The sequence below is a fragment of the Nocardiopsis sp. CNZ308 genome, assembly GCF_004217075.1.
This window is the reverse complement of the sequence record NZ_SHKJ01000001.1, coordinates 2,361,166-2,380,266: the sequence shown is the minus strand read 5'-3', so window position 1 is coordinate 2,380,266 and position 19,101 is coordinate 2,361,166. Positions and strand designations below refer to the sequence as shown.

Below are 19,101 nucleotides of genomic sequence, written 5' to 3'. Positions count from 1 at the left end.
CCGGCGAGGCGGCCCGCCGCCGCGGGCCCGGTCTCACCCGCGGGGGAAGAGCGCGTCGGTGAAGGCGTTGCGGAACTTCCCGGCCGGGTCGAGCGCGCGTGTGAGGCGTTCGAAGTCCGCCGCGCGCTCGTACCGGGCGGTGATGTCGGCCGGGTCCATCGCGGTGAGCTTGCCCCAGTGGGGGCGGGCGCCCAGCGGCAGGAGGCGCTCCTCCACGGCCGCCAGGACCGGCGCCACGGCCCGCGGGTCCGGCAGCCACGTGAAGTGGAAGGTGACGCAGTCCCGGCCGTGGGCGGGGCTCAGCCACAGGTCGTCCGCACGCACCGTGCGCACCTCGGCGACGTACAGCGCCGGAGCGAGCAGGTGCCCGATCCCGCCCAGGGCGGCGAACGCGGCGCCCGCGGCCTCGCGCGGCACGTAGAACTCGGACTGCAACTCCCTGCCCGCGCTCGGCTCCAGCTCGGGACGGAAGTGCGGGAGCCGCTCGTGCCAGGGGCCGACGACCCCCATCTGCTCCGTGCCGGGCTCCGGAGGCATCCCCGGGACGGGGTGCACCGGCCCGGACGCGGGCCGACCGCCCCTCCAGGCGCCCCCGGGGCGGTCGGTGCGCTGCTTGAGCCACACGGAGCCCTCCCCGAGCCAGTCGGTGAACAGGCTGACGCTGTAGGCCGCGCCGAACACGTCGTCGACGTGGTCGGCCACCTCGTCCAGGGCCACCCCGACGCGGACCCGCTGGGTCATCGTGAACGCCGGTTCGATTTCCAGGGAGAGCCGGGTGACGACGCCGAGCGCGCCCAGCGCGACCACCGCGCCGGGGAAGACCTGCGGGTCCGCGTCGCGGCTCAGCCAGCCCAGGTCGCCGTCGGGGCCCAGGAGCTGCACCGCGCGCACGGCGGCGGACAGGCAGCGCTGGCCGTCCCCGGACCCGTGGGTGCCGGTCGCGCACGAGCCCGCGACCGAGATGTGCGGCAGCGACGCCAGGTTCGCCAGCGCGAACCCCCGCCCGTGCAGCGCGGTGACCAGCTCGGCGTAGCGGGTGCCTGCGGTGACGGTGACGGTCCGCCCCTCGGCGTCGATCTCCGCCTCCGCGGGCAGCCCGTCCAGGCGCACCAGGTCGGCGTCGGAGTCGGCGACGAGGTTGAAGGAGTGGCCGCTGCCCAGGGCGCGGATCCGCGCGCTGTCGCGGACGACGCGGCGCAGTTCGTCCAGCGTCCGGGGCCGGTGGACCCGCGGGCTGCCGAAGGTCACGTTGCCCGCCCAGTTGGTGGTCTGCGCGTGCGGTGCTGACATGGGCGCTCCGTGGGTGGGGGCAGGCGGTGTACGGTTTCCGGTTCCCGGGCGCCGCCACGGCAGGCGGCTTCCCGGAGGATAGCCGGGCGGCCCTTCGCCCGGTGCGCCCGGGGACCGCGCCATGAGTCTCCGGGCCTTCCGGCGGGGGTTCGGGGCCCGGTGCGCCGGGGCGTCTCGGCACCGTCTGCCGGCACGACATAGGTAAACGTTGTTTAAATCGGTTTCGGGAGAGAACGACACAGGGGGGACCGACGTCGTATCACCCGTAGCCGAGCATGGAGCGACGTCGACAGACGGAACACGCAATGAGGGGATGTTCGCCATGACGAGCGCATTTCGCACTGGTTCGGTCCGAGTCGCGGCCCTGGGCGCGGTGTCGCTGCCCGCTCTTCTGCTCGCGTCCGCGCCCGCGGTCGCGGAGGACGCCGACTCCGGTGCGGGGGCCATGAGCGTCCGCGACTGCACCGCGGCGGACTTCGAGATCTCCGAGACCGCGCGCGAGGGCGCGGCCGGTACCGTCCACGTCGAGTTCGAGATGGTCAAGCAGGAACCGCTCAACCCCCAGGACGACGTGGCGTGCACCATGTACCCCTCCGCCGCGAACATGTACTGGGGCGACTCCGAGGGCAACCGGATCGGGGCCGACGCGGAGGTCGAGGGCCAGGGCGGCGGCGTCTTCGCGCTGTACCCGGGTGACGCGGCCACGGTGACCGTGTCCCGCCCCAACCCGGAGGTCTACGACCCCGAGGAGTGCGGCCCCACCGAGGTGGCCGGGGCCCACCTGTTCCTCCAGAACGACGAGGGCGCCGCCTACGTGCCCACGGGTGGGAACGACCGCGTCTGCGCCAACCCGGACATGGGCGCGTCGACGGTCTCCGGGATCACCCCGGCCTGACCCGGCCCGGCGGCGGCCCGGCCATGGTCTGGACCCCGGCGCGGACCGGGGCGCTCCTGGACCACGTGCGCGCCATGCCCCCGCCCCCTTCGGTACGGCTGGTGTCCCGGGGACGGCGGACACCGTGTCGCCGGGACAGGGTCAAGCCGTTCCTGAGACGGGGTCGAGCCGGTCGCCCCGGCCCCCGCGCGGCTCCGGCGGCGTCGTGGCCGGGCCGGTCCTGCGGGTCCGGAACCACACGACCACTGCGGTGCCGATGAGGACGAGGGACCCGGTGATCAGCAGAGCGGTGTCCAACCCTCCGGCCGAGCGGTCGAGCCTGATGGAGATGTCGGCGTTCAGGGCGATCCAGAAGATGAAGGTGAGGGTGTTGAGGGCCGGACCGGGCGGGGGTGTGCGCCGCCGAAGGTCGGTCCGTGGGGACGCCGCCCAGTCAAAACTCCGACGCCGCGTCCGGCTCAAGGCCACAGCACCGTGGTCCGCGCCACAGAGCCGCCGTCACCGACTCCGCGGACCACCGACCGTTGGCGGAGTCCGTTCCGCTGCCGTGCCGCCCCCTCTCAGGCTCGGCCGGCCAGCAGCTGCGTCTCCCAGGCGAAGGCGACACCGGTGCCACCGCCGTGCTGCATCAGGATCTCGGCTTGGCCCTGCACGGTCTCCTCACGAGCCCAGCCACGCTGCCACTCCGCGACCACGGCCAGCCAGGTGAGCGGCGACACATCGGCCTGGACCGTGCGCCGCACGGCCATGTCGTGGGCCTCCGCCGACACACCGCCCGACGCGTCGGTGACGGTGAAGACCTCGAAGCCCTCGCCCGCGGCGTGGATCGCCGGCATGGCCGCACAGGTCTCCGTCCACAGACCGGCGATGCCCAGCTCCTTGCGGCCGGTCGCCCTGACGGCGTCGACGACGCGCTCGTCCTGCCAGGTGTTGATGAGCGTGCGGTCGATCGGCTCCTGGTCCGGGAACACGTCCTGGATCGCCTGGACGAGGTGGCCGCCGCGCTCGGCGAGCACGGCCGTCAGGATGGTCGGGAGGTCGAACAGCGCGGCGGCCTTGGCGAGGCCGACGGTGTTGTTGACGACCATCGACGGCTCGTGGCTGTGCAGGTTGGCGACCTGGAACGGCTGGTGGTCGATCAGGAGGAGGACGCTCTCCTGCGGGGTCAGCAGCGCGTCGAGTCCGTTTCTGGCCTTGGCGCTCATAGGGGGTCCCTCTCCGGGGTCTCGTGTTCCTGGGGGCTCGGACGACGCATCGCCGTCCAATTGGTTGATTCATCATCCAATAGGATCAACAGATGATGCATCAACTAAATGCAGGGGCAGCCCCGTTCCTCCGCGGGCTTCACGCAGAAGTTGATGGATCATCTACTATCAGGATGGTGCGGCCCTGAACGCCCGAGGTCCGCGACACCGGGGAGAAGGAAGTGAGTGAGCGATGACCAGCCCGTCAGCGACGAACTGGCCGAGCCTGCGGGTCTCGGACTGGACCCCCACCCGCGACACCCTGCACATGTGGACCCAGATCGTGGGCAAGATCCGCATGGCCCACGCTCCGCTGATCAACCACTGGTGGCAGGTGACCCTCTACGTCAGCCCGCGCGGGCTGACGACCTCAGCCGTCCCGTACGGCACCGGGGCCTTCGAGATCGAGTTCGACTTCGTCGGCCACCAGCTCCGGATCCGCAGCAGCGACGGCGGCGAGCGGAGCTTCGCGCTGCGGCCGATGCCGGTCGCCGAGTTCTACACCCAGATCATGGACACGCTCGGCCGACTCGGGATCCAGGCCCCGATCCGACCGAGCCCCAACGAGGTCGAGCCCGCGATCCCCTTCGCCGAGGACCACGAGCACGCCTCCTACGACGGGGAGGCGGCCGCCCTGTTCTGGCGCCAGCTCCTCCAGGCGAACCGGGTGATGGGCGAGTTCCGGTCGCACTTCGTGGGCAAGGTCAGTCCGGTGCACTTCTTCTGGGGGGCGATGGACCTGGCCTGCACCCGCTTCTCCGGGCGCACGGCCCCGCCCCACCCGGGCGGAGCGCCCAACTGCGGGGACTGGGTCATGGTCGAGGGCTACTCCCGGGAGCTGTCCAGCTGCGGGTTCTGGCCCGGCGGCGGCGAGGAGGGCGCCTTCTACTCCTACGCCTACCCCGCACCCGGCGGGTTCGCCGACCGGCCGGTGGGTCCTGAGGGCGCGTACTACAGCGCCGAGTTCCAGCAGTTCCTGCTGCCCTACGAGGCCGCCCGCACCGCGCCCGATCCCGACCGCGCGGTGGCCGAGTTCCTGCGCACCACCTACGAGGCCGCCGCGGACCTCGGGAGCTGGGACCGCTCCGCGCTGGAGGACGACCCCCTGCGGTGGCACGGAACACCCGCGACCGCGGGGAGCGACGGAAGCTGACCGGGTGTCCACCGGAGGCAACCGGCGGCCGCGATCAGCAAGCGAGCACGAATATGGTTGATAGGACAACAAAAAATCCGAAGCTTGCAGTTGCCTGACCCACCGGACGGCGACGATGCCGGGACAGGCGCGACCGGGCCCGGCGCCTCGTTCACCACACCAGTCGAAGCAGCGACCACAGGGAGGGAGACCCCGCTGACCGTCGGCAGCCCGCAGCAGGTCGTCGACAAGACCCTCACCTTCCGCGAGGACTTCGGCGACTACCAGCGCCAGCTGTTCAACGTCGACGGCGCCGGGGTCCCCCTGAAGACCGGGCTGGAGCAGCTCGACATCCTCGGTGAGGAGGTCCTGCCGGAGCTGAGGAGGGAATTCGCCAGAAACCGGCCGACCGGCGTGCCCGACGCCCCCACCCACGCCTCGCTGCTCGCCGCCCGCGCCGCCGGGGAGGCCTCCGCGGCGGCGACGGGCTGAGGCGCGACGGCGAACCCGCGGGACGGACACCCGTTCCGATCCGCGCCCGCCCGCCGGGGCGCGCCCGCACCCGTATCCGCGTCCGCGTCCGTGAACCAGGAAGAGCACCGCCATGACTAATACAGAGACCCGTCCGGACGCCTTCGTATGTAGCGGGGGCGGCCTCCCCGGCCCCTTGGCCGCGTGCGAGGGCGGCGCTCCGGTCGAGATCATCACCGCCCGCGACGTGCCCCTGGGCGGGCCGCGCGCGATCAACGTGCGCCGCACCCTGCCGCAGCGGCAGCGCTCGCTGATCGGCGCGTGGTGCTTCGTCGACCACTTCGGCCCGCACGAGGTGGCGGACACCGGCGGAATGGACGTGGCCCCGCACCCGCACACGGGGCTGCAGACGGTCAGCTGGCTGTTCGACGGCGCCATCGAGCACAACGACTCCGGCGGGAACGCGGGCACCATCCTGCCCGGCCAGATGAACCTGATGACGGCGGGGTCGGGCATCTGCCACTCCGAGACCTCCACCCCGGAGGCGGTCCGGATCCACGGCGTGCAGCTCTGGGTCGCCCTGCCCGACGAGGTCCGGCACAGCCCGGAACGCGGGTTCGAGCACTACGTGCCCGAGCCGGTCGAGTTCGACGCGGGCACGGCGCTCGTGTTCCTCGGCTCCCTGCTCGGTTCGCGGTCGCCGGTGCGCATGTACACGCCCCTGGTAGGGGCCGAGCTCAGGCTGGAACCCGGCGGTGTCCTCGCCTTGCCGGTCGACCCCGGGTTCGAACACGGCCTGCTGGTGGACACCGGCGATCAGGTCAGACTCGAAGGAGTGCACGTACCCAAGGACGCCGTGGGCTACACCGGGGTGGGTGCGCAGACCCTGCGGGTGGCCAACGAGGGCGGCCAACAGGCCAGGCTCGTGCTCCTGGGCGGTACCCCCTTCGGCGAGGAGGTCCTCATGTGGTGGAACTTCCTGGGCCGTACGACGGAGGAGATCACGCGCTACCGGGAGGAGTGGCAGAACCACGGCGAGCGGTTCGGGGAGGTGGAGGGCTACGTGGGGCACGGCGGCCCGGGCCGCAACCGCGAGGGGATGGCGAGGATCCCGGCCCCGGAGCTGCCGCCGGTGCGGATGCGCCCCAGGAAGAACCCGCCGCCGCACGCACAGTTCAACGGCTGACCGGCGCCGCGCACACGGGCCCCGCCAGGAACCGGGGACAGCCGCGTCCAACGCACCCACCAGAGACCGGGCCGAACACCGTGCCCGCAGGCAAACAGGAAGAGGCGTCCGACATGACCGAACAGCGAACGGACAAGACGGGTGCGCCCGTGTCCATCGCGCTCGACCAGGAGCGCGCCGTCAGCGCCTACACCGTGAGCGTGGACGGGGGGACCCCCGCCGGGCGCGCGGACTTCGTCGACCCGCCGCAGGCAGCCGACGAGCGCGTCTTCTTCCACACCGAGGTCGCTGAGGAGTTCGGCGGGCGGGGCCTGGCCGGGCTGCTCGTCCGCGAGGCACTGGCCGACAGCATCCGCAGGAACCTCACCGTCGTGCCCGTGTGCCCGCTGTTCGCCAGGTACCTGAAGGAGCACGGCGACGAGTACGAGGCCGAGGGAGGGAAGTTCCGCCGACCCAGGCCGGCCGACCTCGCGCTGGTCAAGGAGACGGTCGAGAACGCGGGTGACGCGTGAACGCCGAACGCCCCTTCATCGACAAGGAACACCCCAAGGTCTACGGGGCGATGCTCAAGGCGGCCAAGGCCTCCCGGACCGCGTCGCACGAGGCCGGTCTGGGCGACGACCTCATAGAGATGGTCAACATCCGGGTGTCCCAGATCAACGGTTGCTCGACCTGCCTGAGCATCCACTTCCCCAAGGCCCGCAGTGCCGGGGTGGAGCAGAGCACCCTGGACGTGCTGCCCGCGTGGCGCGAGACGAAGCTGTTCACGGATCAGCAGCGGGCCGCGCTGGAACTGGCGGAGTCCCTGACCGTGATCGATCCGGCCCTCGACCGGCAGGCCGTCAACGCCCGTGCGGCCGCCCACCTGACCACCGCCCAGATCTCCGCGGTGGAGTGGACGACCACCCTGATCAACGCGTTCAACCGCATCTCGATCGCCAGCGGACACCCGGTGATCGGGTAGGCGCAGGTGGAGGCCTCGCCCACCGAGCTCATCGAGCGCACTGGTGCCTCGGAGGTCCTCGCGAACGTCAGCACCTACGACCCCGACGAGGTCCGGAGGACGGACGAGTTCCTCGCGTCGCTCCAGGCCCCTGAGCGGATCGGGGCCGGGCCGTACGTGCGCCCCGACAGCGGCGGGGCGCACGTACGGCGGTGACCCCTCATCAGGGGACCGGGCCGTCGAACTCCATCCAGAAGTCGACCGCCTCCGGGCGCGGGCGGGGCGCCACCGCACTGCCGCCGTCGAACTCCATGACCTGCTCGGGCTCCTGGGCCACCGTGGGCCAGGCGGGCAGGCCGGGCCCGTTGGGGTCGCCGGTGCGCGCGAAGTTGACCCAGTAGACGCTCATCTGGCCGCGGAGCCGGTAGTCGGTCTCGGTGTAGTCGGCGTCGCTGTCGGCGCCGAGGTTGTCGTAGGCGTAGGGCACCTCCGCTCCGTGGTAGGCGCCGTACCTCTCCAGGCCCTCTTCCGGTGGGACGTGGGAGAAGAAGTAGAGGTAGGCGTCCGACCCGGGTGGACCTCCTCGTCAGCGCGAAGGTCCCCGTGCTGCCCCTGGTCGTCCTCCGGGCGGGGTCCGATCAGTCGCTGACCTTGCTGCGGGACCGGTACAGCAGGTCCTGGTACTCCGGGTGGCGGGACATCCAGCCCGCGAAGAAGGGGCAGGTCGGGAGGACCCCCAGACCAGCGGAGCGGGCCTCGTCCAGAGCCGTACGCACCAGTGCCGATCCGACCCCCCGGCCCTCGTGCTCCGGCGACACCTCGGTGTGCACGAACGCGATGAGCTCGTCCGTGCGGATGTACTGCGCCAGACCGGCCACGCCGGTCGCTCCGTCGACTCGGGCCTCGTAGCGCTTCGCCTCGGGCGCGTCACTCACTTCTACAGACATGTCTTCTCCTTCTGACGTCTTCGGACGCGGACGTACACTCACTCAATTTAGATGATGAGTCAACTACTCTGCCGGTGCGGCCCACCACCGCCCCGGGCCGGTGGCGTCAGTGCGCCCCACCGGTACGCGACGCCTCCACGCGGCCCAGACGATCAGGCCGACGAGTGCGACGGCTCCGGGTGCGTCGGGGACGGCCAGCTCTCCTCGGCATCCGGCGGGCGGCCGACCGCTAGCCGAGGAAGTCCAGGAGGGCGGTGTTGACCTCCTCGGCGTGCGTCCACAGCAGCCCGTGCGGAGCGTTCTCGACCTCCGCGTACCGCGCCTGGGGCAGGAGCTTGTGGAACCGGCGGGCCGTGGCGTCGATGGGCGGGATGTTGTCCGCGGTGCCGTGCAGGACCAGGGCCGGCTTGCCGCTGGCGCGGACCGCCTCGACGTCGGCGCGGAAGTCCTCCATGCCCAGGGGAGACCCTGTTCCCGGAACCGGGCCGGGGGGGACTGCTTTTCAGCTCGGTTCGACCGACATTCTTCGGGCCGCCCTGCCCGTGGGCACCCGATCCGGGGCCGTCCATCCGGACACGGGCTCACACCACGGGGTTTCCGCTGGCCGTGGATTCGGGGCCGGTGAGGTCCTGGACGACGTCCCAGTGCTCGACGATGCGGCCGTTCTCCAGCCGGAAGATGTCGACGATCACCACCGGGCCGGGCCCCCAGCCGTGGACCAGGCTGTGGGTGAACACGAGGTCGCCCTGGGCCGCGGTCCGCTGCGGCTCCCAGGAGAACCCCTCCAGGCCGGGCACCACGGCGCGCAGCGTGTCGAGGCCGTCGGGCATCTGCGGGCTGTGCTGCACGTACGGCTCGGCCCAGTACCGGTCCAGCGCGGTGAGGTCCTTCTCGGTGAAGAGCTCGCGCATCGCGGTCAGCACGATCTCGGTGTTGCGCCTGGCCAGATCGGTTTCGGTGACGGTGCTGGGGATCACGGTCATGCCTCCGTTACGGTTCCGACGAGGTTGTACAGGGCGCCGTCGACGGTGACGTTGGAGTACAGCGTCGAATTGGCGAAGTCCTCCACATGGGTCACGGTGGCGCCGCCGGCCTCGGTCCACGAGTTCAGGTAGACGCCCTCGCGGATCTTCCTCAGGTTGAGCCTGACCGTCTCGGCGTGACCGTCCGGGGCGAGCCCGCCGCCCTCCTCGACGACGAAGCTGCCCCGCGACGGCGAGTCGAAGGTGAACCTCACCTTCAACGGCCCCAGGTCGAACCTGTAGCTCTTGCCGACCAACTGCGCGGTCATGGTTTTCCTGCCTCTCGCTGCCGGAGAATCCGGCGGTTGAGCTGAAAGTCCACGTCAGAGGCGTGTTCCGGCCGCTCCTGCTGTTCGGCGGAGCCGCGGTGTCCTTCGGGGCCGGGACCACGCTGAGGCGGACCGCGTTGGCCCCTCATGCCTGCCCCGCCACCGCGGTGCCCGTCTTCGGTCGGTCCGGGCCTGTTGGGTTTGACCTCGCCATCACGCTAGCAATATGTAGTTGACGCATCAACTCACTTGCCAGAAATTGACCGGCCAGGCATCGACTTTCGTGACACCAAAATCCCACTTCGGGGCAGGTTTCCGGCGCTTCCCAGCAACCCCAAAATTTGATGACTAGTCAACCAATGGGGTTTAATCATGCGCATCGCCGCCGGAGCGCCGGCGGTCCGGCCACCGGGAGACCGTTGGGGGAAGGGTGATTCTGCAGACGAGGTCAGCCGGAGCCCGGCCCGCCCAGGGCCGCGACCGCCTGAGCACCGAGCCAGGATTCGGCCCGCCCGTAGTCCCAGCCGCAGTCCTTGAGCAGGGTGCGCCAGGCGGCGATTCCGAAGCAGAACCAGAGGCGGTCCGAGACCTCCTCGACGTCCAGGCGCTCGGACACGAACCCCTTCGCGACGAGGACGGCCGCGGCCTCGCGCAGCGCTCCGCGGTAGCTCCCCATGACCTGCTCCCAGATCCGGTCGGCGCCCTCGTCGCCCAGCGAGGCGTACAGCAGGTCGATCGAGTCGCTGAAGCGCTCATGGTCGGACCGGGTTCCCCGGGCGAGGCAGGCGGCGGCCGCCGCGAGGTCGGGAGCGGAACGGAGTTCCTCGATGGTCGCGGAGGCCGCGGATTCGGCCACGTCCAGCCTGAGCAGCTCGCGCAGGAGTTCGGACTTGGTGCCGACGCTGGCGTACACGGTCTTGACCGCCGTACCGGCTTCGCGAGCGATGTCGGACATGGTCACGCGCAGGTACCCGCGGCTGACGAACAGCCCCCGCGCCGCGTCGAGGATCTCCTCGCGGGTGCGGGCGGCGTCGCGCTCACGGCGGGGGGAGCGGTAGGTCCTGGGCTCGGAAGACACGTCCGGATTCTAACTTCTACACACTTGACGTATTCAATGCACAATGTCTAACCTCAATTTTGGCCGATAGCGCGGCCGCACTGCTGAGCACGCGGCCCGAACCCAGGGAAACGAGATTCACCATGGCCCCAGAAGTGGCATCGGCCCCCTCGAACGAGCAGTCCTCCGGCGCGCTCTCCGCCCGGATGGCGGGGATGCTGTCGGGGTTCGCCCTCTCCCAGGCCCTCTACGCGGTCGCCAAGCTCGATCTCGCGGCGAAGCTGCTCGCGGGGCCGCGCACACCGGCCGAGCTGGCGGAGGAAGCCGGCGTGCCGGAGGACCCGCTGCGCCGGGTCCTGCACACCCTCAGCGGTGCCGGGGTGGTGACCCACCAGGAGGGCGGCCGCTTCGCCGTCACCGACCTGGGCGCCACCCTGGCCCGGGAAACACCCGGTTCCCTGCACGGAACCGCGCTGATGTGGATGGAGACCCACTACGAGGCGTTCGGGGAACTCCTCGGCACACTGCGGACCGGCCGCACCGGGTTCGCGCTGCACCACGGCCAGGAGTTCGTCCCCTACCTGCGCGAGCACCCCGAGCACCTGCCCGCCCTGACCTCCGCGATGGCCGAGCTGAACGGGGGGCCGCGCCGGGCCCTGCTGTCCGACTACCGGCTGCCGGAGGGCGAGGTCGTCGCTGACATCGGCGGGGCCGACGGTTCGGTGCTCGCAGCCCTCCTGGCCGACGACCCCGGGCGGCGCGGCATCGTCATGGACCTGCCCGAGGTCGTCCCCGCCGCCACCTCCCGGATGAGCGCGGCCGGGCTGGCCGACCGGGTGAGCGCGGTCGGCGGCGACTTCTTCGCCGGGGTGCCCTCGGCCGACGTCTACCTGCTCTCCGCTGTCCTGCACGACTGGTCCGACGAGGACTGCGCGCGGCTGCTCGCGCGCATCACCGAGGCGGCCCGACCGGGCGCCCGGCTCGTGGTGATCGAGTCGCTGCTGCCCTCGGGCGACGAGCCGCACCCGAGCAAGCTGAGCGATCTGATCATGCTGACGATGGCGGGCGGACGGGAACGCACCGAGTCCGAGTACACGGCTCTCCTGGGCGCTGCCGGGTTCGTCGCCGACAGGACGGTCATGGCCTCGGCCGGTGGTTACTGCGCCATCGAGGCGACCCTCAAGGCCGGTTGAAGACCGCACGCCGGGCCCTCACCGAGCCGTTAGCCCGCCCTGTCCCGCCTTCTCTTCGACGCCGACCAGCGGACCGGACGGCACCGAGTCACCGGTCAGCGCTACCGGACTTCCGAAAGGACTTTCAATGACCGTACCCGTGAGCGAGAAGCCCGACTTCAGCGGGCTGCACGCGCTCTACATCAACTGCACTCTCAACCGGTCCCCGCAGCGCAGCCACACCCAGGGGGTGATCGACCGCAGTGCGGCGATCATGGAGGCGAACGGGGTCAGCGTGGACCAGTTCCGCGCCGTCGACCACGACATCGCCACCGGAGTCCGTCCGGACATGACCGAGCACGGGTGGGAGACCGACGAGTGGCCCGCGCTGCTGGAGCGGGTTCTGGCCGCCGACATCCTGGTCATCGGCGGACCGATCTGGCTGGGCGACAACAGTTCGGTGACCCGCCGGGTGATCGAGCGGCTCTACGGCTACTCCGGCGTACTCAACGAGCAGGGGCAGTACGCCTACTACGGGCGCGTGGGCGGCACCCTGCTCACCGGCAACGAGGACGGCCTCAAGCACTGCGCGATGAGCATCCTCTTCAGCCTGCAGCACATCGGTTACACGATCCCGCCCCAGGCTGATGCCGGTTGGATCGGTGAGGTCGGCCCCGGCCCGTCCTACCTGGACGAGGGCTCCGGCGGCCCGGAGAACGATTTCGCCAACCGCAACATCAGCTTCATGACCCATAACCTGATGCACACGGCCGCGATGCTCCGCCGCGCCGGCGGCTTCCCGGCCTACGGCAACCAGCGCGCGGCCTGGGACGCCGGTTGCAGTCCCGACAACGCCAACCCCGAGCACCGCTGACCATGAGGGAAGGCCGGCGCGGATCCGCGCGAAGGCCGTGCCGCCGAATCAGTCCGCCTGCTTCTCCATATGTTCCAGGACGCGATGGGAGAGTCGGGCGAAGGTGGTGAGCTGGTTCGGGGTCAGGGCATCGATGAACAGGCGGCGGACGTGCTCGACGTGCACGGGCGCGGCCTCCCGGATCGCCTGGTAGCCGAGCGGGGTGGCGACCACGAACGCTCCGCGCGCGTCGTCGGGGCATTCCCTCTTGGTCACGAGTCCGCGCTTCGCCATCCGTGTGACCTGGTGGGACATGCGGCTCTTCTCCCATTCGGCGAGTTTGGCCAGTTCCAGGAAGCGCATCTCCCCGTCCTTCGCCTCGGTGAGCCGGACGAGCACCATGTAGTCCGCGGCGGACAGTCCGGAGTCGGAGCGGACGAGGCGGGACAGCCTTCCGATGAGTGCTTCCTGCATACGAATGAAGTTTTCCCAGGCCCTCTGCTCGTCCGGGCTGAGCCAGCGTGGTTCCTCATTCATAGGAGCAGTCTACAGAGTTCGTTGACACTTCATCGAAGTCAGCCCACATCACGACGGCGGCGAACCCCGGCGGCCGGGACGTCCCGCCTCGGGTTACGTTCGGTCAGGGTAGACAGGGGAGGGGGAGTCGCCCGATGCTCAGCAGTGAACTCGCCGAACTGGCCGGTGTCACCGTCCGCACACTGCGCCACTACCACCAGATCGGCCTGCTGCCCGAGCCCCCGCGCTCGACCGGCGGTTACCGGCGCTACAACGTGGGCGACCTCGTGCGGCTCCTGCGGATCACGAGGTTGACCGCGCTGGGCGTACCCCTGTCCGCGCTCCCGTCGGTGCTGGATGATCCGAAGGCCGCGGAGGTGCTGCTGGACGAGCTCGACCGCCGGGCGTCCGCCGAGATCGAACGGCTCAACGCCCGGCGGGCCAGCATCGCCGCCCTGCGCGGCAGCGGCTCCCCGCCCGACCTGCCCCCGGAGTTGTCGGTACTGCGCTCCGGTCCCGGGGCCGGGCTGCCCGAGGACATGGTCCGGCACGAACATGAACAGCTGGTCCTGCTCGGACACCTGCTCGGTGAGGACGGCCCGGCGCGACTCGCCGCACTGCTCGGCGGGGTGGACGGGGAGATACTCGCGGGGCTGGAACCGCTGACGGCGCGGTTCTACGCCCTCGGGCCCGACACCCGCGACGACGAGGTCGCGTCCCTGATCGACGCCTGGGTCACCGGACTGGAACCGCTGTCAGAGCAGTTGGCCGGTACGCCTGCGCCCGACCCGAAGGTTTCCGCCCTGCTGGACGAACTGAACGAGCAGGCCCTCAAACCCGTCCAGCACCGGGTACTGCGCAGGGTCCTGCAGCGGTTGGAGCACAGGCGGCGCCCGACCGGGCCCGAGCAGGGCTGACCATTTCCTCACCCCGTCGTGCCCTGAACCCTCCGGGCTCCGAAACCGCTGTGCTCCGGCTCCACCGAGCTCTGTGGCCCAGGCCACGCGAAGCGGCCTTGACTCCGACGCGACGTCGGAGTCTGGACTGGACCGTGTCCGCAGCCACCGACCAGGAGGAACCGCCATGACCGCCCCGTCGAACCTGATCGCCGTCGAGGAGTTCTTCAACCCGCCCGCCCGCAGCCGGGCCGTGCTGTCCCCGGACGGCACCAAGGTCGCCTACCTCGCCCCCTGGCGGGACCGGCTCAACGTGTTCGTCCGCGACCTGGACTCGGACTGGTCCGCCCCCGACGACATCGAGGGCTCAGGGGCGCGACGCGTCACCGCCAACGACCAGCGCAACATCGAGGCCGCCTTCTGGACCGCCGACGGCCGCTACCTGCTCTACCAGCAGGACAAGAACGGCGACGAGAACACGCACCTGTACCGGGTCGACGTGACCCGGCCCGAGGAGCCCGAGGCCGACCTCACCCCCTACGAGGGGGTGCGGCTGATGGGCACCGGCCAGTCCCCGGACCGCCCCGGGACGATCTACGTGCAGCTCAACAAGCGCCGCCCCGACCTGATCGACCTGTTCGAGCTCGACCTGGACACCGGTGAGCTGACCACCGTCGCCGAGAACCCAGGCGACGTCTTCACCTGGATGGCCACCGGCAGTCGGGTGGTGGCCCACACCATCGAGGAGAACGGCGACCACGTCTTCTCGCGGTGGAACCAGGGCGAGCCGCACCCGGTCGCGCGTTTCCTGGGCACCGACACGCCCTTCGGGATCACACCGATCGTGCCCACCCCGGACGGCACGGGGCTGTGGATCGGCTCGGCCTCCGGCTCGGACCTGACCCGTCTGGTCCACCTGGACCTGGACACCGGCGAGCAGACCGAGGTGGACTCCCATCCCGCCTTCGACCTGGACACCCCCCGCCCCGAGGCCGACACTCGCTTCCCCTCCTCCGTGATCGTGCACTCGACCACCGGGGAGCTGCTCGGCGTCCGCTACCTCGGCGCCCGCCAGGAGATCCACCCGCTCGACGCGCACTTCGCCGAGGTCCTGCCGCATCTGGCCGAGCTCTCCGACGGAGACCTGGCGTTCGTGTCCAACGACGCCTCCGGCCAGAAGTGGGTGATGGACTTCACCCACGACCGCGATCCCGGGGTGACCTGGTTCTACGACCACACCACGGGGCGGGCTCGCCGCCTGTTCCGGCCCTTCCCGCACCTGGACCCGGCCCGGCTCGCCCCGGTCACCCCGATCACGCTGACCGCCCGCGACGGCCTGTCCCTGCCCGTCCACCTGACTCTGCCGGTCGGGGTCGAACAGCGCGACCTGCCCACGGTGGTACTGGTGCACGGCGGGCCGTGGTACCGGGACAGCTGGACCTACGACCCCGAGGTGCAACTGCTGGCCAACCGCGGCTACGCGGTGCTCCAGGTGAACATGCGCGGCTCCACCGGCTACGGCAAGGCCCACACCCAGGCCGCGATCGGCGAGTTCGCCGGCAGGATGCACGACGACCTGATCGACGCCCTGGACTGGGCCATCGCCCAGGGCCACACCGACCCCGACCGGGTCGGCATCTACGGCGTCTCCTACGGCGGTTACGCCGCCCTGGTGGGTGCCGCGTTCACCCCGGACCGATTCGCCGCCGCGGTCAGCTACACCGGCATGTCCGACCTGGCCGAGCTGGCCGAGGGAATCGTCCCGTTCGCCCGCCGCAGCCTCGTGAACAACTACCTGCGCTACTTCGGCGACCCCGAGATCCCCGAGCAGCGGGCCGACATGCTGGCCCGCTCCCCGATCAGCCGGGTGGACGACATCACCGCGCCGGTGCTGCTCGTCCACGGAGCCAACGACGTCCGGGTCCACCGCCGCCACTCCGACCGGGTCTTCGAGGCGCTGCGTGCCCGAGGCGCCGAGGTCGAGTACCTGCTGAACGAGAACGAGGGCCACTGGTTCGTCAACGCCGACAGCAACATCGAGCTGTACACCACGCTGGAGCGCTTCCTCGCCCGCCACCTCGGCGGACGCTCCTCGACCACTTCCTGACCCGCGACCCACCGGGGTCTCGCAACCACACCCGCGGGACCCCGGCAGGCTGCCTCGACTCCATCGGAGTCTCGCGTCGACTCCGAACTCCGAAAACACACCGACGACGGAATCGACACAGGCACCGCTCAGACATCCCTGAAATCCAAAGAACTCCTCGGCAAGGAGGAGGGTCCTTCCCGACTCCTCCTCGAACACGGCGTTCGGGTGTCAGTATCGGTTCCTCAGTGAGCTCGGCGGCCACCCCTTCCGCTCGGATACCGGCGGCGCGCGGTCCCGTGACCCGCTCGAAGACGCGATCCTCCGTGGAGGTGATAACCACACGGCTTCCGCCGACGCCGAGAAGACGGGCTGCCGCGGAACCGATTCCCCGTGCGCGTCGGTACCATCGGCGCCGTGTTCCGGCAGACCTGCCACCCGACCGGCGGGTGCGGGTCCGGCCCCGCGTGGTCGAACGCGTGGTCTCCGAGTGCAACGCCACAGGCGACGTGGACCGGACCGGTTGCAAGGCCGCGATCAGCACCGGCATCCTGGCCGGGACCGGTCCTTGACCACGCTCAAACAGCCTTGACCACACGGCATGGGATCTAGAACACGTCGCCCAAGGTCTCCAGAAGGCGGGCGATGTTCGCCTCGTCGCGGCGGTAGTAGGTCCACTTGCCCCGCCGCGTGGCGACGACCAGCCCCGCTCGCCGCAGCATGGCGAGATACTGCGAGGTGGTCGACTGCCCCAGGCCTGCACGCCGCTGAATGTCGGTCACACAGACGCCGATCTCAACGTCGCCGGGCTCCTGGCCGGGGAAGCTCATCGGCTCCTTGAGCCACACCAGCATCTGGCGGCGGGCCGGGTTGGACAGGGCCCGGAACACAGCCAGCAACTCCGTCTCCGAGAACATGTGTTGATCGTAGCGCACATCCATTGACGAATCGGGATATGACGATCCGAGTCATATTGACGATTCGGGATATGACGATCTAGGGTCGACGCATGTCTACTTCGATGCGTGTGATGGAACTCGTCCGCTTCGGTGACGCGAACACCGCGTTCGCCTCCCGCGAGCTGCCGAGACCCACCGCCGGGCCCGGCCAGGTACTGGTGCGCGTGCTGGCCACGTCCGTGAACCCCCTCGACCTCCAGACCCGGCGCGGCGACTACCGGGACCAGGTGGCACTGCCCTCGGTGATCGGCAACGACGTGTCCGGCGTGGTGGTCGAGACCGGTCCCGGGGCGGACGGCTTCCAGCCGGGTGACGAGGTCTGGTACCTGGCGCCGATCTTCGCCGGACAGGGAACCTACGCCGAGTTCCACGTGGTCGACCAGACCCTGGTCGCCCGCAAGCCCGCACGGTTGTCGCACGTCGAGGCCGCCGGCCTCGCGCTCGTGGGCATGACGGTGTGGGAGGCGCTGGTCGAACGCGCCAGGGTGCAGGCCGGGGAACGGATCCTGGTGCACGGCGGAGCGGGCGGGGTCGGCTCGGCCGCCATCCAGCTCGCCAAAGCGCTGGGAGCCGAGGTGGTGACCACCGCACGGGCCAGGGATCACGAGTTCGTCACCGGACTGGGAGCCGACGTCGCGATCGACTTCTCGGCCGGTGACCACGTGCAGCGGGTCCGCGAGCTGGGCGGGGTGGACGTCGTGCTGGACACAGTGGGCCGGGACACCCTCTCCCGTAGCCCGGAGGTCCTCGCCGACCGGGGCCGCGTGGTGTCCATCGTGGACACCCCCGAACCCCAGAACCTGCTCGCCGCGTGGGGCGTGAACGCCACCTACCACTTCCTCTTCGTCAGCCCCGACAGGGCGAAGCTCGAAGCCCTCGGCCGTTTGGTCGACCAGGGCGAACTCCGGCCGGTGATCGGCTCCGTGCTACCGCTGGCCGACATCGCCCAGGCGCACGCGCTCTTGGAGGGCGGCTCCTCCGGCCAGGGCCGGGGGCGTCCACGAGGCAAGGTCGCCATCGCCGTGCACCCCCTGGACGAGCCGCCCCACCGGGCGACGCCCTCGCCCTGAGCGACGCGGCCGTCCCGTCCCGGCCCGGGACGGCCGCCGACCGCTGATACCGCCCGGCCTGCGCCTCACGTGCGAGAGGTTCCCTCTGGTCGGAACCCGTCGGAATGTCAAGGGCTCCCAGCACGGACAGGTCCCGTGCTGGGAGTCAGCTGTCTTGGCCCGCACCGTCCCGACCCGCTCGGGGCGGTGAAGGGCGTCCACTCGCTGGTGACACCGGCACCCGCCGGCTCGGCCGCCTCCTTGCGCTCGGCCTGTGGTGACGCGAGGTTGACCGCGTAACGCCACAGCCGCACCCGCCTCCCATCTCCCTGCGTTCAGGCGGCCGGGTCCAGGTGGACGAACGCTCGGTTGTCCCGGCTCTGGTGGGACCCGGACAGCCGGTCAGGGCAGGAGCCGGACCCGAAGGCCGACTGGGGCGAGATCGTCATCCGAGAGGCCGAACACGTCTGCCTCGACCACGCCCAGGTGGAGGCGCTGGCGGCCGCGGGCGGTGCTCTGCACACGAAGTACGGTCGGGTCACCGCCGCCGCGGCTCCGGCACACCGCCGCGTCCCTGGCGATCGCCGCCGGGGCCGACGTGAAGGTGGTCCAGGCGATGCCCGGGCACGCCACCGCGTCCCTGGCCCTGGACCGCTAGGGGCACCTGTTCCCCGACCGCCTGGACGAGGTCGCCGAGGCCGTGGACGCCGCCCGGACGCGCGTACTCGCCGCCTGAGGGTCCGTGTGCGATGCATGTGCACTGCGGCCCTGATCGCGTCTTCGCACGGGGTGGCACAAAAGAGAGCGCCCGGCCTGTGGTTAGCAGGTCGGGCGCTCTTCTCCACTGTCTCAAGGTGGCGCACTCGGGAGGACTCGAACCCCCAACCTTCTGATCCGTAGTCAGATGCTCTATCCATTGAGCTACGAGTGCAGGTTGTTCAGTTGTGTGTCGCCCGGTCTCCCTGGCGACGTCTTTGACTCTATCACGGTGCCAGAGGGCCTCGAACCGTTTTGTGAGTGTGCGACCGGTCATGCCGGTCCCCGTCCGCCGGGCGGCCCGGGACGGCAGGACGGCGGCCCCGACGCGCTCGCGCGTTGTCGGGGCCGCCGCCCG

At 70.7% G+C, this 19,101-nt stretch carries 22 protein-coding genes, 1 tRNA gene and 2 pseudogenes; 13 read left to right on the top strand and 12 right to left on the bottom strand.

The genetic code is table 11. The annotated features are described in order from the left end of the window. Window positions 1–33: 33 nt before the first annotated feature. Window positions 34–1,290 (bottom strand): FAD-binding protein, encoded by a 1,257-nt coding sequence (locus EV372_RS10300; RefSeq protein WP_130395837.1) that lies wholly within the window; start codon window positions 1,288–1,290, stop codon window positions 34–36. A 322-nt stretch (window positions 1,291–1,612) separates the two neighbouring features. Here EV372_RS10300 and EV372_RS10295 point away from each other — a divergent pair, with 322 nt between their 5' ends. Continuing rightward, window positions 1,613–2,185 (top strand): DUF4232 domain-containing protein, encoded by a 573-nt coding sequence (locus EV372_RS10295; RefSeq protein WP_130395836.1) that lies wholly within the window; start codon window positions 1,613–1,615, stop codon window positions 2,183–2,185. A 141-nt stretch (window positions 2,186–2,326) separates the two neighbouring features. Here the strand turns inward: EV372_RS10295 and EV372_RS10290 are convergent, their stop codons facing one another. Then, complete coding sequence (locus tag EV372_RS10290) at window positions 2,327–2,647, bottom strand: hypothetical protein (RefSeq protein ID WP_253795692.1); 321 nt, start codon at window positions 2,645–2,647, stop codon at window positions 2,327–2,329. A gap of 98 nt (window positions 2,648–2,745) precedes the next feature. Further along, window positions 2,746–3,390, bottom strand: a complete 645-nt coding sequence (locus EV372_RS10285) for a hydrolase (protein WP_130395835.1) — start codon at window positions 3,388–3,390, stop codon at window positions 2,746–2,748. A 232-nt stretch (window positions 3,391–3,622) separates the two neighbouring features. Here EV372_RS10285 and EV372_RS10280 point away from each other — a divergent pair, with 232 nt between their 5' ends. The 6 genes and pseudogenes from EV372_RS10280 to EV372_RS10255 all read left to right on the top strand — a co-directional run bounded on the left by EV372_RS10280 (window position 3,623) and on the right by EV372_RS10255 (window position 7,377). Beyond that, window positions 3,623–4,582, top strand: a complete 960-nt coding sequence (locus tag EV372_RS10280) for a DUF5996 family protein (protein ID WP_130395834.1) — start codon at window positions 3,623–3,625, stop codon at window positions 4,580–4,582. Between the two features lie 183 nt (window positions 4,583–4,765). Beyond that, window positions 4,766–5,053: pseudogene (locus tag EV372_RS10275) on the top strand (5,10-methylene tetrahydromethanopterin reductase); the annotation flags it as partial. Between the two features lie 112 nt (window positions 5,054–5,165). Continuing rightward, on the top strand, window positions 5,166–6,218 hold the full coding sequence (locus EV372_RS10270; RefSeq protein WP_130395833.1) for a pirin family protein: 1,053 nt from the start codon (window positions 5,166–5,168) through the stop codon (window positions 6,216–6,218). 113 nt (window positions 6,219–6,331) lie between these two features. Next, the gene (locus EV372_RS10265) at window positions 6,332–6,730 is read left to right on the top strand and encodes an N-acetyltransferase (RefSeq protein WP_130395832.1); all 399 of its coding nucleotides are present in this window, start codon (window positions 6,332–6,334) and stop codon (window positions 6,728–6,730) included. Continuing rightward, window positions 6,727–7,182: a carboxymuconolactone decarboxylase family protein gene (locus EV372_RS10260; protein ID WP_130395831.1), complete on the top strand. Its 456-nt coding sequence runs from the start codon at window positions 6,727–6,729 to the stop codon at window positions 7,180–7,182. The genes EV372_RS10265 and EV372_RS10260 overlap by 4 nt, the downstream gene beginning before the upstream one ends. 6 nt (window positions 7,183–7,188) lie before the next feature. Then, entirely contained in the window at window positions 7,189–7,377 is a 189-nt protein-coding gene (locus EV372_RS10255; RefSeq protein WP_253795690.1) for a hypothetical protein, read from the top strand. Between the two features lie 7 nt (window positions 7,378–7,384). Here the strand turns inward: EV372_RS10255 and EV372_RS10250 are convergent. From EV372_RS10250 to EV372_RS10225, 6 genes and pseudogenes are all read right to left on the bottom strand, one after another. After that, window positions 7,385–7,720, bottom strand: a pseudogene (locus EV372_RS10250) (carboxylesterase family protein); the annotation flags it as partial. Between the two features lie 79 nt (window positions 7,721–7,799). Then, window positions 7,800–8,108 (bottom strand): GNAT family N-acetyltransferase, encoded by a 309-nt coding sequence (locus EV372_RS10245; protein ID WP_061081323.1) that lies wholly within the window; start codon window positions 8,106–8,108, stop codon window positions 7,800–7,802. 229 nt (window positions 8,109–8,337) lie between these two features. After that, a complete protein-coding gene (locus EV372_RS10240) occupies window positions 8,338–8,562 on the bottom strand; it encodes an alpha/beta fold hydrolase (RefSeq protein ID WP_308210337.1) in 225 nt (74 codons plus the stop codon). 127 nt (window positions 8,563–8,689) lie between these two features. Next, complete coding sequence (locus tag EV372_RS10235; RefSeq protein WP_197044399.1) at window positions 8,690–9,091, bottom strand: nuclear transport factor 2 family protein; 402 nt, start codon at window positions 9,089–9,091, stop codon at window positions 8,690–8,692. Next, on the bottom strand, window positions 9,088–9,399 hold the full coding sequence (locus EV372_RS10230) for a MoaF-related domain-containing protein (protein ID WP_130395830.1): 312 nt from the start codon (window positions 9,397–9,399) through the stop codon (window positions 9,088–9,090). The genes EV372_RS10235 and EV372_RS10230 overlap by 4 nt, the downstream gene beginning before the upstream one ends. A gap of 448 nt (window positions 9,400–9,847) precedes the next feature. After that, a complete protein-coding gene (locus tag EV372_RS10225; RefSeq protein ID WP_130395829.1) occupies window positions 9,848–10,477 on the bottom strand; it encodes a TetR/AcrR family transcriptional regulator in 630 nt (209 codons plus the stop codon). 122 nt (window positions 10,478–10,599) lie between these two features. On the opposite strand from EV372_RS10225, the gene EV372_RS10220 reads away from it, so the two are divergent. Together EV372_RS10220 and EV372_RS10215 are read left to right on the top strand one after the other, a co-directional pair. Continuing rightward, window positions 10,600–11,649: a methyltransferase gene (locus tag EV372_RS10220; protein WP_130395828.1), complete on the top strand. Its 1,050-nt coding sequence runs from the start codon at window positions 10,600–10,602 to the stop codon at window positions 11,647–11,649. A 127-nt stretch (window positions 11,650–11,776) separates the two neighbouring features. Beyond that, entirely contained in the window at window positions 11,777–12,502 is a 726-nt protein-coding gene (locus EV372_RS10215; RefSeq protein ID WP_130395827.1) for a flavodoxin family protein, read from the top strand. Between the two features lie 48 nt (window positions 12,503–12,550). Here the strand turns inward: EV372_RS10215 and EV372_RS10210 are convergent, their stop codons facing one another. Continuing rightward, on the bottom strand, window positions 12,551–13,018 hold the full coding sequence (locus tag EV372_RS10210) for a MarR family winged helix-turn-helix transcriptional regulator (protein WP_130395826.1): 468 nt from the start codon (window positions 13,016–13,018) through the stop codon (window positions 12,551–12,553). A gap of 134 nt (window positions 13,019–13,152) precedes the next feature. On the opposite strand from EV372_RS10210, the gene EV372_RS10205 reads away from it, so the two are divergent. Both EV372_RS10205 and EV372_RS10200 read left to right on the top strand, forming a co-directional pair. Next, entirely contained in the window at window positions 13,153–13,914 is a 762-nt protein-coding gene (locus EV372_RS10205) for a MerR family transcriptional regulator (RefSeq protein WP_130395825.1), read from the top strand. A 166-nt stretch (window positions 13,915–14,080) separates the two neighbouring features. Next, window positions 14,081–16,000 carry an alpha/beta hydrolase family protein gene (locus EV372_RS10200; protein ID WP_130395824.1) on the top strand — a complete coding sequence of 640 codons (1,920 nt, stop codon included), beginning with the start codon at window positions 14,081–14,083 and terminating at the stop codon, window positions 15,998–16,000. Between the two features lie 587 nt (window positions 16,001–16,587). Here EV372_RS10200 and EV372_RS10195 read toward each other — a convergent pair. Further along, window positions 16,588–16,896 carry an ArsR/SmtB family transcription factor gene (locus tag EV372_RS10195; RefSeq protein ID WP_061081358.1) on the bottom strand — a complete coding sequence of 103 codons (309 nt, stop codon included), beginning with the start codon at window positions 16,894–16,896 and terminating at the stop codon, window positions 16,588–16,590. Between the two features lie 92 nt (window positions 16,897–16,988). Between EV372_RS10195 and EV372_RS10190 the strand changes: the two genes are divergently transcribed. Both EV372_RS10190 and EV372_RS10185 read left to right on the top strand, forming a co-directional pair. Continuing rightward, complete coding sequence (locus tag EV372_RS10190) at window positions 16,989–18,008, top strand: zinc-binding dehydrogenase (protein ID WP_130395823.1); 1,020 nt, start codon at window positions 16,989–16,991, stop codon at window positions 18,006–18,008. Between the two features lie 490 nt (window positions 18,009–18,498). Then, window positions 18,499–18,645 (top strand): hypothetical protein, encoded by a 147-nt coding sequence (locus EV372_RS10185; protein ID WP_253795673.1) that lies wholly within the window; start codon window positions 18,499–18,501, stop codon window positions 18,643–18,645. Between the two features lie 197 nt (window positions 18,646–18,842). Here the strand turns inward: EV372_RS10185 and EV372_RS10180 are convergent. Then, window positions 18,843–18,918, bottom strand: a tRNA-Arg gene (locus EV372_RS10180). Window positions 18,919–19,101: the final 183 nt, after the last annotated feature.

What these genes read in the sequence shown, in the direction of transcription:
- EV372_RS10300 (WP_130395837.1), bottom strand. Translation starts at nt 1,290, where the DNA reads ATGTCAGCACCGCACGCGCAGACCACCAACTGGGCGGGCAACGTGACC.
- EV372_RS10295 (WP_130395836.1), top strand. Translation starts at nt 1,613, where the DNA reads ATGACGAGCGCATTTCGCACTGGTTCGGTCCGAGTCGCGGCCCTGGGC.
- EV372_RS10285 (WP_130395835.1), bottom strand. Translation starts at nt 3,390, where the DNA reads ATGAGCGCCAAGGCCAGAAACGGACTCGACGCGCTGCTGACCCCGCAG.
- EV372_RS10280 (WP_130395834.1), top strand. Translation starts at nt 3,623, where the DNA reads ATGACCAGCCCGTCAGCGACGAACTGGCCGAGCCTGCGGGTCTCGGAC.
- EV372_RS10270 (WP_130395833.1), top strand. Translation starts at nt 5,166, where the DNA reads ATGACTAATACAGAGACCCGTCCGGACGCCTTCGTATGTAGCGGGGGC.
- EV372_RS10265 (WP_130395832.1), top strand. Translation starts at nt 6,332, where the DNA reads ATGACCGAACAGCGAACGGACAAGACGGGTGCGCCCGTGTCCATCGCG.
- EV372_RS10245 (WP_061081323.1), bottom strand. Translation starts at nt 8,108, where the DNA reads ATGTCTGTAGAAGTGAGTGACGCGCCCGAGGCGAAGCGCTACGAGGCC.
- EV372_RS10240 (WP_308210337.1), bottom strand. Translation starts at nt 8,562, where the DNA reads ATGGAGGACTTCCGCGCCGACGTCGAGGCGGTCCGCGCCAGCGGCAAG.
- EV372_RS10235 (WP_197044399.1), bottom strand. Translation starts at nt 9,091, where the DNA reads ATGACCGTGATCCCCAGCACCGTCACCGAAACCGATCTGGCCAGGCGC.
- EV372_RS10230 (WP_130395830.1), bottom strand. Translation starts at nt 9,399, where the DNA reads ATGACCGCGCAGTTGGTCGGCAAGAGCTACAGGTTCGACCTGGGGCCG.
- EV372_RS10220 (WP_130395828.1), top strand. Translation starts at nt 10,600, where the DNA reads ATGGCCCCAGAAGTGGCATCGGCCCCCTCGAACGAGCAGTCCTCCGGC.
- EV372_RS10215 (WP_130395827.1), top strand. Translation starts at nt 11,777, where the DNA reads ATGACCGTACCCGTGAGCGAGAAGCCCGACTTCAGCGGGCTGCACGCG.
- EV372_RS10210 (WP_130395826.1), bottom strand. Translation starts at nt 13,018, where the DNA reads ATGAATGAGGAACCACGCTGGCTCAGCCCGGACGAGCAGAGGGCCTGG.
- EV372_RS10205 (WP_130395825.1), top strand. Translation starts at nt 13,153, where the DNA reads ATGCTCAGCAGTGAACTCGCCGAACTGGCCGGTGTCACCGTCCGCACA.
- EV372_RS10200 (WP_130395824.1), top strand. Translation starts at nt 14,081, where the DNA reads ATGACCGCCCCGTCGAACCTGATCGCCGTCGAGGAGTTCTTCAACCCG.
- EV372_RS10195 (WP_061081358.1), bottom strand. Translation starts at nt 16,896, where the DNA reads ATGTTCTCGGAGACGGAGTTGCTGGCTGTGTTCCGGGCCCTGTCCAAC.
- EV372_RS10190 (WP_130395823.1), top strand. Translation starts at nt 16,989, where the DNA reads ATGTCTACTTCGATGCGTGTGATGGAACTCGTCCGCTTCGGTGACGCG.